Source organism: Adlercreutzia rubneri (assembly GCF_009755265.1).
In the GTDB taxonomy this organism is placed as follows: Bacteria; Actinomycetota; Coriobacteriia; order Coriobacteriales; family Eggerthellaceae; genus Adlercreutzia; species Adlercreutzia rubneri.
The window spans coordinates 37,982-51,555 of the sequence record NZ_WPOO01000003.1 but is presented as its reverse complement, the minus strand read 5'-3'; the positions used below and the strand labels follow the sequence as shown (position 1 = coordinate 51,555).

General features: G+C 64.5%; 12 protein-coding genes and 1 pseudogene. All 13 read left to right on the top strand.

All coding sequences use genetic code 11. From position 1 onward, the window contains the following. The gene (tatC, locus tag GO707_RS02820; RefSeq protein WP_157011976.1) at positions 1-780 is read left to right on the top strand and encodes a twin-arginine translocase subunit TatC; all 780 of its coding nucleotides are present in this window, start codon (positions 1-3) and stop codon (positions 778-780) included. Beyond that, on the top strand, positions 781-1,137 hold the full coding sequence (locus GO707_RS02815; RefSeq protein ID WP_114548778.1) for a hydrogenase maturation nickel metallochaperone HypA/HybF: 357 nt from the start codon (positions 781-783) through the stop codon (positions 1,135-1,137). It abuts the gene before it with no gap. Between the two features lie 98 nt (positions 1,138-1,235). Then, entirely contained in the window at positions 1,236-2,072 is an 837-nt protein-coding gene (gene nadE / locus GO707_RS02810) for an NAD(+) synthase (protein ID WP_157011974.1), read from the top strand. Positions 2,073-2,209: 137 nt separating this feature from the next. Further along, positions 2,210-3,445: a sensor histidine kinase gene (locus GO707_RS02805; protein WP_157011972.1), complete on the top strand. Its 1,236-nt coding sequence runs from the start codon at positions 2,210-2,212 to the stop codon at positions 3,443-3,445. Further along, entirely contained in the window at positions 3,438-4,139 is a 702-nt protein-coding gene (locus GO707_RS02800) for a response regulator (protein ID WP_114548775.1), read from the top strand. Before GO707_RS02805 ends, GO707_RS02800 begins: the two co-directional genes overlap by 8 nt. 247 nt (positions 4,140-4,386) lie before the next feature. Continuing rightward, on the top strand, positions 4,387-4,674 hold the full coding sequence (locus GO707_RS02795) for a co-chaperone GroES (protein ID WP_114539634.1): 288 nt from the start codon (positions 4,387-4,389) through the stop codon (positions 4,672-4,674). A gap of 49 nt (positions 4,675-4,723) precedes the next feature. Further along, positions 4,724-6,358, top strand: coding sequence for a chaperonin GroEL (gene groL, locus GO707_RS02790; RefSeq protein WP_022740430.1), 1,635 nt, complete (start codon positions 4,724-4,726; stop codon positions 6,356-6,358). A gap of 373 nt (positions 6,359-6,731) precedes the next feature. Next, a complete protein-coding gene (locus GO707_RS02785) occupies positions 6,732-7,310 on the top strand; it encodes a xanthine phosphoribosyltransferase (protein ID WP_022740429.1) in 579 nt (192 codons plus the stop codon). Next, positions 7,307-8,720, top strand: a pseudogene (locus tag GO707_RS12830) (uracil-xanthine permease family protein). Before GO707_RS02785 ends, GO707_RS12830 begins: the two are co-directional and overlap by 4 nt. A gap of 4 nt (positions 8,721-8,724) precedes the next feature. Next, the gene (locus GO707_RS02775) at positions 8,725-9,687 is read left to right on the top strand and encodes a putative manganese transporter (protein WP_157011968.1); all 963 of its coding nucleotides are present in this window, start codon (positions 8,725-8,727) and stop codon (positions 9,685-9,687) included. Between the two features lie 125 nt (positions 9,688-9,812). After that, positions 9,813-10,511: a DUF8052 family protein gene (locus GO707_RS02770; protein ID WP_157011966.1), complete on the top strand. Its 699-nt coding sequence runs from the start codon at positions 9,813-9,815 to the stop codon at positions 10,509-10,511. Beyond that, entirely contained in the window at positions 10,508-12,259 is a 1,752-nt protein-coding gene (locus GO707_RS02765) for a carbon starvation CstA family protein (protein WP_157011964.1), read from the top strand. The genes GO707_RS02770 and GO707_RS02765 overlap by 4 nt, the downstream gene beginning before the upstream one ends. 476 nt (positions 12,260-12,735) lie before the next feature. Then, the gene (locus GO707_RS02760; protein ID WP_114539640.1) at positions 12,736-13,338 is read left to right on the top strand and encodes an HD domain-containing protein; all 603 of its coding nucleotides are present in this window, start codon (positions 12,736-12,738) and stop codon (positions 13,336-13,338) included. Positions 13,339-13,574 lie beyond the last annotated feature (236 nt).

Genomic DNA, 13,574 nt, shown 5'->3' with positions numbered 1-13,574 from the left:
ATGCCTATCGGACCGGCACGCATGCCGCTATTCGACCATCTCGGCGAGCTGCGCATGCGCCTTGTGCGCATCGTCGCCTGCCTCGCCGTGGCCGTGGTCGTGTTCTACATGGCCACCCCTACCATGGGCCAGTTCCTCCTCATGCCCATCGCGGAGTTTCTGCCCAACGTCGACGGCATGGCCTCGCTTCAGGCCATCGACCCCTTCGAGGCGTTCTCCGTGCGCTTCCAAATCTCGCTGTGGGCGGGCATCGTGGCCACGTCCCCCGTCATCCTGTGGCAGCTGCTCGCGTTCTTCCTGCCGGCGCTGAAGCCCAGCGAGCGCAAGTGGTTCATGCCCACCTTCGCCGCCGCCGTGGCCCTGTTCATCATCGGCACGGTGTTCTGCTACCTCATCATCTTGAACCCGGCGTTCCAGTGGCTCACCGACCAGGCCATGGGCCTCGGCTATGTGGCGCCGCGCATGAGCTCCTACATCGACATCATCATCAAGTTCGAGCTCGGCTTCGGCTTCGCCTTCGAGCTGCCGCTCATCGTGTTCTACCTCGTCATCTTCGACGTCATCCCCTATAAGAAGCTGCGCGGCAGCTGGCGGACGGTCTACGTGGTGCTCATGGTCATCTGCGCCGTGGTCACCCCCGACGCCTCGCCGGTCACCATGCTGCTCATGTTCGCCGCCATGATCATGCTCTACGAGGGCAGTTTGCTCATCGCGCGCGTGGTGCTGGGCCGCCGTATCAAGCGCCAGAACGAGGAGCTGGCGAAGGAAGAGGACGAGTAAGTGCACGAGCTGGGACTGATGACCGGCGTCATGGACGCCGCCGTGGAGGCGGCCCGCGAGGCCGGCGCGACGCGGCTTCTGGGTGTGAGGGTCTCCATCGGCGAGGCCACGGAGGCGGTGGAGGATGCCCTCGTGTTCGCCTTCGAGGCCCTGGCCGAGGCCGACCCGTTCACCCAGGGCGCCACGCTGGATCTGACGATGATCCGCCCGCGCAGCGTCTGCTTGGAATGCGGCCACGAGTTCGAGCACGACCTCTACAACCGCTTCTGCCCCGTCTGCGACTCGTTCGCGACGGAGCTTCTGGCCGGGCGCGAGCTGCAGATCGACTCCATCGAGGTGGATCTGCCGGAAGAGTGACGGCTGCGGGCGCCACCGGAACGACGCACGTCGGCAACCGACCCGAAACAAAGCGCTGCCATACTCGTGGCAGCGCTTTTGCTATAGAAAGGACGCCTATGAACCCCCAGCAGATGTACGTGGCCTGCACCGACGCCTTGGGCGCCTTCGTGCGCGGCGCCGGCTTTACCGATGTGGTCATCGGGCTGTCCGGCGGCATGGATTCCACGCTCGTCGCCGTCATGGCTGCCGACGCCCTGGGGGCCGATCACGTGCACGGGGTCATGCTGCCGGGCCCCTATTCTAGCGAGTCGTCCATCGACGACGCCGAGGCGCTGGCCTTAGCCCTCGGCATCTCCAACATCACGGTGCCCATCTGCGAGCCCTTCGAGGCCTTCGAGGCGGTGCTCGCCCGCGCTTGCGGCGGGGCGCTCACCGGGCTTGCCGCGGAGAATACCCAGGCCCGCTGCCGTATGGTGTGCCTCATGGCGCTTTCGAACGCCCACGGCTGGCTCATGCTGAACACGGGCAACAAGTCCGAGGCGGCCATGGGCTACTCCACGCTCTACGGCGACACGGCCGGGGCCTTCGCGCCCTTGGGCGGCGTGTACAAGACCGACGTCTTCGCCATGGCGCGCTGGCGCAACCGCCGGGCCGTGGAAGAGGGCGGTACTGGCCCCATTCCCGTGAACGTGTTCGTGAAGCCGCCGAGCGCGGAACTCGCGCCCGATCAGGAGGACGAGAAGTCCCTCGGCGTCGATTACGCCACGCTGGATCGAATTCTCGTCGCCTATGTGGAAGAGGGGAAGGATGCGGCGGCTATCGTCGCCGAGAGCGGCCTGAGCCGCGATTTGGTGGATTACGTCATCGCCCGTACCGACGCCAACGCCTTCAAGCGTGCGTTGGAGCCTCCGTACCCTGACGCGCCGTTCTACGGCGATCCCGCGTCCCGTTAGCGAAGCTGCGTCCCGCTGGCGATCCCGCGTCCTGCTGGCGAACGAGCCCCGTCTGGGGTCGGCGTTGTTCAACAGGCTCGTTTCATACACCCCGCGGTGTATGGCGCGTGGGCGTCCGGTCGTTTACCATAGCGGTCATGGATAAGATCTTTCGAAATACCCCGAAGTTTACGGCCACCGACTGGCTCATCGACGCCGTCATCGCGGCGGGGGCCTTCGGGTTCTGCTGCCTGCAGCTCACCGTGGCCGTTAACCTGCTCATCCCCGACGAGTTCATGCGCCGGCTCATGGGCATCCAGGCTATGGTGCCCTCGGGCCTCTCGCTTCTGGCCATCGCGCTCACCACGCTGCCGCTCGTGCTGCGGCGCAAGTTCCCCTGGGCCGTGTTCGTGTGGTGCCTGGTCAGCTGGGGTCTGCTTCAAGCGGAGCTGAACGGCATCGCCCTTTCCGTGGCCGGGCCCCTCATCGCGCTGTTCACCCTGGCCTCGGCGCGATCGCGGGCCGAGGCGGCTATCGCGTGCGTGGTCATGTGCCTCGTGCTGCTGTTCGCTCCGGCGCCTCCGGAGCAGTCGCGCATCTTGACGCAGCTCACCGTGTTCCAGAACATGGCCCTGGCCCTGGCCGCCGCCTTCGCCGGCTACGCCCTGCACGAGCACCAGGAGCGCACCCGCGCCATCGAGGAGCGCGCGATTGCCGCCGAGCGCGGCCGCGACGCCGAGGCGCGCCGCCGGGTGGAGGCCGAGCGCGTCTCCATCGCCCGGGAGGTGCACGACATCACGGCCCATTCGCTGTCGGCTGTGAGTATCCAGGCCGCGGCCGCCGAGCGCCTGGTCGATCGCGATCCCGCCGCCGCCAAGGAGGCCATCGCCGAGGTGCGTCGCACCGCCAAGGGCGCTCTGGAGGAAATCCGCGCCATGATCGGCGTGCTGCGCGCGGGGGAGGGGCCGGCCGAGACGACGCCCACCCAGGGCACCGATCGCATGGGCGATTTGGTGTCCTATTTGGAAGGTGCCGATATCGAGGTCACGCTGGACGAGACCGCCTACGACCGCGCCTGCGTGCCGGCGTTCATCGACGTGGCCCTCTTCGGCATCGCGCGTGAGGCGGCCACGAATATCGTGCGCCACGCCGGGGCGCGCCGTGCGACGCTGGCACTGTCCACGAAGCGGGAGGGCTTCGCCGAGCTTGTCGTCGACGACGACGGGAAGGGGCTCGCTGCCCCGGCCGCCGCGGCCGGTCACCACGGCCTGCTCGGCATGCGCGAGCGCGCGCGGCTTCTACAGGGCACGTTCTCCGCGTTCCCAAGTCCGCTCGGCGGCGTGCGCATTGCCGTGAGCGTTCCCCTCAGCCAGAAGGAGGAGACCCATGAGTGAGGCCGATCCCATCCGCGTGCTCGTCGTGGACGACCAGGATCTCGTGCGCGGCGGCTTCAAGGCCATTCTCGGCACCTACGAGGGCATCGAGATCGTCGGCGAGGCCCGAAACGGGGCCGATGCGGTACAGGAGGCGCAGCGCCTTCGGCCCGACGTGGTACTCATGGACATCCGCATGCCTGAAATGAACGGCATCGAGGCCACCCGCGCCATTACGGGCAACCCGCTGCTCGCAAAAACCCGGGTGCTCGTGCTCACCACCTTCGACGTGGACGAGTACGTTTACGATGCTCTGGGCGCCGGGGCGAGCGGCTTTTTGCTGAAGGACGCCGACCCCGACGAGATCGTGGCGGCCATCCGCGTCGTGGCCCGAGGCGACGCGCTCATCCAGCCCTCGGTGATGCGCCGGCTGGTGGAGACCTTCGTGGCCGCGCGCCCGCGGGGCGGCTGGGGCGCCGCCGATGTGGCCGAGACTCGCCGCGCCGCGCTGACGAGCCTCACCGACCGTGAGCGCGAGATTCTCGTGCTGGTGGCCCGGGGCCTTTCCAACGACGAGATCGCCGAAGAGCTGTTCATCTCGCCGGCCACGGTGAAGACGCATCTGGCCCGCGTCATGGCTAAGACTGATGCTCACGACCGCGCCCAGCTCGTCGTCTTTGCCTACGAGACGGGTTTGGTGACGCCTGCCCCCTAGGGAGACTGTTCACCTGCACAAATTCCAACTTGAAAAGTAATCCCTGATCAAGATTATAATCACAGGAAACTTGAGTGAAAAAAACTCAAGTTTTTCTCCGTCCCCTCTTGCATTCCTTCCCGTAGCTGTTATGATGCGTAACTGTTTAGCACTCGTTGCTACCGAGTGCTAGCACTTAACCTAACCGAGTGGTTAAATTGGAAGTTGCGCGAAGGCGCTACAACAACCATTGAAAGGACGGCAAGCTATGAATTTGAAGCCTCTGGGCGACCGCGTCATCCTGAAGCAGGACGAGGCCGAGGTTACCACCGCGTCCGGCCTGTTCCTGGCCTCCGATGCCAAGGAGAAGCCCCAGACCGGTACCATCATCGCCGTGGGCGAGGGCAAGATGGACAAGGACGGCAAGCTGCTTCCTATGCCTATTAAGGTCGGCGACAAGGTCATCTACGGCAAGTTCGGCGGCACTGAGGTGACGCTGGACGGCGAGAACGTGCTGATTCTGCGCGCCGACGACATTTACGCCGTAGTTGAATAACTGAGAAGATAAACCGAGAAGATAGATCCACTGAAAGGAACGCGAACTTATGGCTAAGGAAATCAAGTTCGATACCGATGCCCGCTCCGGCTTGGCCGCGGGCGTCTCCAAGCTGGCCGATGCCGTCAAGGTGACGCTCGGCCCCAAGGGCCGCTACGTGGCTCTGGAGAAGTCCTACGGCGCCCCGCTCATCACCAACGATGGCGTGACTGTCGCCAAGGAAGTCGAGCTGGAGAACCCGGTCGAGAACATGGGCGCCCAGCTGGTGCGCGAGGTGGCCGTGAAGACCAACGACGTGGCCGGCGACGGCACCACCACCGCCACCCTCCTCGCCGACGTCATCGTCTCCGAGGGCCTGAAGAACGTGACCGCTGGCGCCGACGCGCTGGGCATTCGCCGCGGCATCGAGAAGGCCACCGACGCCATCGTGGCCGCCATCAAGGCCGACGCCACCCCGGTGTCCACCAAGGAGCAGATCGCCAACGTCGGCCGCATCTCCGCCGGCGACGCCGCCATCGGCGACAAGATCGCCGAGGCCATGGACGCCGTGGGCAACGACGGCGCCATCTCCGTGGAGGAGTCCCAGACCATCTTCGGCATCGACATGGACATCGTCGAGGGCATGCAGTACGAGCGCGGCTACATCTCCCCCTATATGGCCACCGATATGGAGAAGATGGAAGCGGTGCTGAAGGACCCCTTCATCCTGCTGACCGACATGAAGATCAACTCCATCCAGGACATGGTTCCGCTGCTGGAGGAAGTCATGCGCGCCCAGCGCCCGCTGTTCATCGTGGCTGAGGACGTCGAGGGCGAGGCCCTGTCCACCATCCTGCTGAACCGTCTGCGCGGCACCCTGAACGTCGTGGCCATCAAGGCTCCCGGCTTCGGCGACCGCCGCAAGCGCATCCTCGAGGACATCGCCGTGGTCACCGGCGCCCAGGTCATCGACAAGGACTTTGGCATGACCATGGCCGACGCCACGATGGAGATGCTCGGTACCGCCAAGACCGTGAAGGTCACCAAGGACACCGCCCTTATCGTGGACGGCGCGGGCAAGAAGGAAGACATTGAGAACCGCATCCAGATCATCCGTGCCGAGCTCGAGCGCGTCGATTCCGACTTCGACCGCGAGAAGGCCCAGGAGCGCCTGGCGAAGCTCTCCGGCGGCGTGGCCGTGCTGAAGGTGGGCGCTGCCACCGAGTCCGAGCTGAAGGAGAAGAAGTCCCGCATCGAGGACGCCCTGCAGGCGACCCGTGCGGCTGTGGAAGAGGGCATCGTCGCCGGCGGCGGCGTGGCGCTCGTGGACGCCATCGGCGCCCTGGACGCCGTCAAGGCCGACGACAAGGACGAGGAAGTCGGCATCGACATCATCCGCAAGGCCATCGAGGCCCCGATGCGCGCCATCGCCCAGAACGCTGGCTTCGAGGGCTCCGTCGTGGTGGAGAAGGTCAAGAGCCTGCCGAAGGGCGAGGGCCTGAACTGCGCCAACGGCGAGTACGGCAACATGATCGAGATGGGCGTGAACGACCCGGTGAAGGTGACCCGCACGGCGCTGCAGTCCGCGGCCTCCGTGGCGGCCCTCATCCTCATCACCGAGGCCACCATCAACGAGATCCCCAAGGAGGGTCCCGATCTGAGCGCTCTGGCTGCCGGCATGCAGGGCGGCGGCGGAATGTACTAGGCCCCAAGCAGGGAAAACTTGCGCGCGGCCTAACCGCGTAACCTACTAACTCGCAGAAGGGCGCCCTCCGGGGCGCCCTTCCTGTTGCGCGCAGGTTTTTGCTGTGCATCTTGGAAATCGTGCTTTTTTGGATCGCTCAGCTTGGAAAATGTGCTTTTTTGTTTTCGGAAAACACCCATTTTGACCTGGTAAAACTCAAAAAATACCAGGTCAAATCCCTATTCAAAAAAGCACATTTTCCAAGCTGTGCTAACAGCCAATTCGCGGTCACATCCTTTTCTATGGGTGTTTTCGGCAGTCGTTCCCAAGAGGGGCGCGATCTCCTAAGATAGTGCGATACGCGAAAATGGCCCCGAAGCCCAAGGAGGTTTCCGTGGAATTGTTGGAAGAGCGCATTCGCCGCGATGGCGTGGTGAAGGCGGGCGGTGTGCTGAAGGTGGACGCCTTCTTGAACCACCAGATGGACATTGAGCTGTTCTCCCAGATGGCCGAGGAATGGAAGCGCCTGTTCGCGGGCAAGCCCATTAACAAGATCCTCACCATCGAGGCCTCGGGCATCGGCATCGCCGCCGTGGTGGCGCATCATTTCGGCGTGCCCGTGGTGTTCGCGAAGAAGACCCAGTCCATCAACTTGGACGGCACCATGTATTCCACGCGCATCCAGTCCTTCACCCACAACCGCATCTACGACGTCATCGTCTCCACCCGTTTCCTGGGGCCCGACGATCACGTGCTCATCATCGACGACTTCCTCGCCAACGGCTGCGCTCTGCGCGGGCTGCTCGAGATCTGCGAGAGTGCCGGGGCCACTGTGGAGGGCATCGGCATCGCCATTGAGAAAGGTTTCCAGCCCGGTGGCGACGAGCTGCGCGAGGCAGGTTACGACCTGCAGTCGCTCGCCATCGTCGAGGCCATGGATCCCGCTACCGGCGCCATCGAGTTCCGCTCATGAGCCGCAAGAGAAACGTGGAAAGCGAGGGCGGCGTGGTTTTCATCGACCCGAAGATGAAGGCGCTCTCGTCCCTTGATGGCGAGATCGGCTGGCTGGCGGCCTTCCCCTACGGCCTGCAGCACGTGCTGGCCATGTTCGTGGCGAACTTGGCGCCCATCGCGATCATTGCGGCAGCGGCGGGCCTTCCCGAAGACTTGCGGGCCACGCTCATCCAGAACGCCATGTTCATCGCCGGCATCGGCACCTTCGTGCAGCTGTTCCCGCTGTGGCGGGTGGGCAGCGGGCTTCCCATCGTCATGGGCATCAGCTTCACGTTCGTTTCCGTGGCCTGCACCATTGCGGCGACCCAGGGCTACGGGGCGCTCGTGGGAGCGGTCATCGTCGGCGGCCTCATCGAGGGGCTGCTGGGTTTGTTCGCCCGCTGGTGGCGGCGTATCATCACACCCATCGTGGCGGCCGTGGTGGTGACCTCTATCGGGTTCTCGCTGCTCGGCGTGGGGGCGGCCTCCTTCGGCGGCGGCTCCGGCGCGGAGGATTTCGGCAGCGCCACGAACCTCATCCTCGGCACCGTCTCGCTTCTGGCGTGCCTTGTGTTCCAGGGCCTCGCCAAGGGCGCCACTAAAGCTTTCGGTGCTCTTCGGCCTTGTCGTGGGGTATCTGGTGGCCATTCCGCTGGGCAAAGTGGACTTCTCCGGCTTCGCTTCGGCGCAGCTCTTCTCGCTGCCGGGCGTGCTGCCTGTGACGCCGGAGTTCAACCTCGGCGCCATCATCACCGTCACGCTCATCTTCCTCGTCTCCGCCACCGAGACCGTGGGCGACTGCTCGGCGCTCACGGCCGCCGCGCTGCGCCGCAACCCCACGGACAAGGAGCTCTCCGGCGCCGTGACGGCCGATGGCCTCGTCAGCTCGCTCGCCGGCGTGTTCGGCTGCTCGCCGGTCACCTCGTTCTCGCAGAACGTCGGCCTCATCGCCATGACCGGCGTGGTGAACCGTCGCGCCATCGCCACGGGAGCGGTCGTGCTCGTGCTCGCCGGCTTCGTGCCCGTGGTGAGCCTCGTGTTCGCATCGCTGCCCGAGGCGGTGCTCGGCGGCTGCACCATCATGATGTTCGGCAACATCATCGTCAGCGGCTTCCAGATGATCGCCAACGCCGGCTTCTCGCAGCGCAACATCACCATCGCCGCGCTGTCGCTGGCTGTCGGCATCGGGTTTACGCAGATGGGCGACATCTTCGCTATCTTCCCGGAGCTCGTGCAGAGCGTCTTTGCCGACAACTGCGTGGCCGTGGTCTTCGTCGTGGCCATTCTGGCGAGCTTGCTTTTGCCCAAAGATCAGAAGGTGGAGGGCCCGCTGATCGTGGAGGAGGGCAACGATTCGGTGGATATCGCCACAGACGCGTTAGAATCTTAGATCCATGGAAACCATCGCGCACATAGCCGAACACGTGCTGGAGCATTCTCTGGCCGACACCCTGTACCTCATCCCGTTTCTGTTCGTCACCTACCTGGCCATGGAGTGGCTCGAGCACAAGACCGGCGGCAAGACCCAGGAGGCCATTCGCCACGCCGGTGCGGCCGGGCCCATCGTGGGCGCGTTTCTGGGCGTGGTGCCCCAGTGCGGCTTCTCGGCCGTGGCGGCCACGCTGTACGCGGGTCGCGTGATAACGCTGGGGACGCTCTTTGCCGTGTTCCTCTCCACCTCCGACGAGATGCTGCCCATTTTCCTGGCCGAGGCGGTGCCCGGCAATACCATCTTGTCCATCATGGGGGCGAAGGTGGTCATCGGCATGGTCATGGGCTTCATCGTGGATGCCGTGCTGCGCCTGGCGCGCCGCGACAAAGAGCGCCTGCGCATCCACGAGCTGTGCGAGCAGGATCAGTGCGGCTGCAACCACGACTGTCACACCTGCGAGCAGGCCCCCGAGCGCGCCTACGAGCACCACGATGACGTGGAGCACACCCATGAGCACGGGCACGGTTGGAAGGGCATCCTGAAGAGCGCCACGAAGCATACGGTGCAGGTGACGTTGTTCATCTTCCTCATCACCATTGCGCTGAACGTCGTGCTGGAAACGGTGGGGGAGGACGCGCTCGCCCAGTTTCTCGGCGACAACCCGAGCTTCTCGGTGTTCGCGACCGCGCTTGTGGGCCTTATTCCGAACTGCGCCGCCAGCGTGGTCATCGCCCAGCTGTATGTGGAGGGCGTCCTGGGTGCTGGGGCCATGCTCGCGGGACTGCTCGTTTCCGCTGGCGTGGGGCTGCTCGTGCTGGCCCGGGCCAATCGCCACTGGAAGCAGAACGTCGCCATCATCGCGGTGCTGTACGCCATAGGCGTGTTCTGGGGCCTTATCTGCAATGGCCTGGGGGTCGTGTTCTAGCGGCATCGCCGAGCGTTTCCACTCCGTAAAAACCTGACGAGCCGTCAAAAAAGTTCTTGCATCGCCCAGTCGTAAGTACTACGCTCGCAAAGTTAACTTTTTCGGTCATCAATGGGAAGAAGGCGATGGCGTTGGCAGGCCGTGGAGAAGTCATCGAGCGACTTCTTGCCGCCCATGAAGCGTGGTTCGACGTCGAGCGCGACCACGACTTCGCCGGCCGCACCTTCCCGGGTTACGCCGAGTTCCATTCCTCGGTCTCTCAGTACGTGCTCGTCAAGCGCGCGAAGTTGTGGGAGGCGGCCAGCCACGAGCACCTGTTCTTCTGGGGCACGCCCCGCCTGACCACAGGCGAGCTGGACGACTTGGTCGGCTGCGTTACCGGCGAGGGGCTCTCCCTCGTGCGGCCTGCGCCCGATCACATGACGACGTACTTGTCGCTCGCCATCGTCGCCGATGCCGTGGACGATCTCGCGTGGGAGCGCGTGCGGCGCACCCGCTTCCGCAAGAACTTCGCGCTCGGCTGGCGGGGGTGGGCCGATCTGCGTCTGGCGGTGGCCGACTTGTCGCGCGGGCGCGTGACGACCAATTCACAGGGAAAACCGCTGGGGGAAACGCTCCAGGCCAATGCGTTCATCGACGGCGGCGTTGTTGTGCGCGACGCTCGTTGCGGCAACGCGAGCAGCGCTGTTCGCGACGCCGTGCGCGATGGGCATCGGCTTGACGCGTCCGCCCCGGCGTTTCCGCAAGATCGGGAGGGCCGAGCCTGCGATGGCGCGCGCCCTCTCTTTGAAGCCCAGGGCGAGAAGAGAGGAAGTACGTTATGAATGCCCTGATCATTCTTCTGGTAGCCATCGCGGTTCTCGTGTGCGGCTACGTCTTCTACGGCGGCTGGCTCGCCAAGCAGTGGGGCATCGACCCCAACCGCCCCACGCCGGCCCACGAGTTCGAGGACGGCAAGGACTACGTGCCCGCCGCGCCCTACGTGGTGCTCGGCCACCATTTCTCGTCCATCGCCGGCGCCGGCCCCATCAACGGCCCCATCCAGGCGGCCATCTTCGGCTGGGTGCCGGTGCTTCTGTGGGTGCTCATCGGCGGCATCTTCTTCGGCGCCATGCACGATTTCGGCGCGCTGTTCGCCTCCATTCGCCACAAGGGGCAGACGCTCGCGACGGTCATTGCCGAGAACATCGACGACACGGCCAAGAAGCTGTTCTGCATCTTCTCGTACCTGACGCTCATTTTGGTGGTGGCCGCCTTCGCCTCCATCGTGGCGAGCACCTTTGCTGTGGCACCGGTGCCCACTGACGACGCCGCCAAGGCCGTGGCAGTCGAGACGGGGAATTTGGCCAACATGCGCACGGCCATGATCTCGGTGCTGTTCATCGTGGTAGCCGTCATCTACGGCGTTATCACCCGTGGTCGCAAGATCCCCGCGGCCGCGAACATCGTCTCAGCTCTGGCCATCATCGTGGTCGTCGTGGCCCTCGGCTACAATCTGCCGGTGATCGCGCTGGACAACACCACCTGGATGATCCTTGTGGGCCTGTATATCCTCGTGGCCTCCGTGGCCCCGGTGTGGATCCTTCTGCAGCCGCGCGACTACCTGTCGAGCTATCTGCTCTACGGCATGATCGCCCTGGCGCTTGTCGGTATCATCGGCGCCGGCGTCATGGGCAACGCCGCCTCGCTGGACATTCCCGCATTCACCGGCTTTTCCGCTGCGGCTGGCACATCCAAGGTGGCTGCCTCGGGCTTTCTGTTCCCGGCGCTGTTCATCACCATCGCCTGCGGCGCCATCTCCGGCTTCCACAGCCTCGTGGCCTCGGGCACTACCTCCAAGCAGCTCGACCGCGAGGCCGAGGCGCAGCCCATCGCCTACGGCGGCATGCTGCTCGAGTGCTTGGTGGCGGTCATCTCGCTGTGCGCGGTGGCCTTCGTGTTCTCGGGCTACATGGACGGCACCTACGCCTCGCCGACCCAGGTCTTCGCCGCGGGCCTCTCCCAGATGCTCGCCTGCGTGCCCGGGCTCGCCGGCGCGGAGTCGGTCGTCTACGCTCTGCTTGTCTTGGCGGTGTCGGTGTTCTGCTTGACCTCGCTCGACACCGCGACGCGCCTGGGCCGCTACATGTTCCAGGAGCTTTTCACGCCCCACGGCATGGAGGCAAGCGACCTTACCGGTTGGCGCGCGGTGCTCGTGAACCCCTGGGTCGCCACCATCATCACGGTGGTGCTCGGCGTGGGGCTGGGCATGACCGGCTACCAGCTCGTGTGGCCGCTGTTCGGCGCCGCCAACCAGCTGCTGGCCGCGCTCGGGTTGCTCGCTGTGTGCGCGTGGCTGGGTAACGCCGGCCGCAACAACAAGATGTTCTACTTCCCCATGGCGTTCATGATGGTGGTGACGCTGACCTCGCTGGCGCTGACGGTGTGGGCCAAGATCGGCCTTCTGGCGGCCGGCACGATGGATGCCGCTACGGTGCTGCAGCTGGTCATTGGCGTGCTGCTCATGGTGTTCGCCGTCATCTTGGCCGTCAAGGGCTGCAAGACCATCTTCGGAAAGAATCGGGTCGCGTAGAATCGGGTCGCGTAGAATCGGGTCGCGTAGAAGCGGGTCGCGTAGAAGCGGGTCGCGTAGAAGCGGGTCGCGTAGCTGCAAGCATCCTGCTGCTGGTCTCTTCGCATTGCTGCCCCAGAACGGGCACCCGGGAATCCTGGGGGCTCGTTTCGGGGCATAATTTCGAGTTGTTAGACATAAGGGAGCGCGCTAACAGGTCTGTCGATCGGTTTGGCGACTGCGCATCTCGAGGCAACTGGGCAAAAGGCCAGGTCGCAACCTTGTCGCTGCTCTGCAGCAGGATCATGCTACGGCGGAACGATCATTTTGCTCGACAGTGAGAGTCTAACAACTCGAAATTCTTGCCCGAAACAAGGACGTGGATTGTTCGAGCACTAAAGTGGGCATAGGGAATTTTGTTTCGCACCCCATAGCGCAAGGGGGTGCATCCCCGTTATAGTGTCAGGAAGCGACAAGCAAGACGAGAGGAGACGCCCATGACCGCACTTTCCGCCGGCATGACCCGCGAGCAAGCGGCTGAACTGCTCGCTGCCCACAACAAGGATCCGTTCCATATCGAGCACGGCGAGACCGTCGAGCAGACCATGCGCTACTTCGCCCGCGAGTACGATCCGGAAAACGAGGAGTTCTGGGGCATCGTGGGCCTTCTGCACGACTTGGATTGGGAAGAGCACGACGACGAGCCGGAGAAGCACACGCTGTACGCCGCGCCGCTCATCGAGGAGGCGGGTGGTACGCCGGAGCTCATTCGCGCTATTCAGTCGCACACCTCCGACTACAACACCGATCTGCCCAAGCCGGAGCTTCAGATGGAGAAGATTCTCTTCGCCACCGAGGAGCTGACCGGGCTCATTGGGGCGGCCATCGTCATGCGGCCGAGCAAGTCGGTCATGGACTTCAACGTGAAGTCGCTCAAGAAGAAGTACAAGGACAAGCGCTTCGCCGCTGGTGTGAGCCGTGAGGTCATCGCCTCGGGCGCCGATATGCTCGGTTGGGAGCTGGACGAGCTGTTCGCCCGCACCATCGAGGCCATGCAGTCCTTCGCCCCCGACCGCGACACGTTCGTCGAGCCAGAGTAGGGGCCTTCCGAGGAAGGTCGTTGGCTTTCGCCGGACGCCTTCTATGGTAAAGAACAGGCGAGCCGCCGCGGCCACGGCGGCCCGCCTCGCAATGCTTTCGAATAATTGTGTTGTGGGGCCGCTTCCGCTGTCAGACGGGGGCGGCTTTTTCTATTGCAACAACTTTGCAAAGAATCGGTGGCGGCAGGCTGGCGGGTCTACAATGGCAAGTGGACTTCATTCGGCCGCGCTGGCAC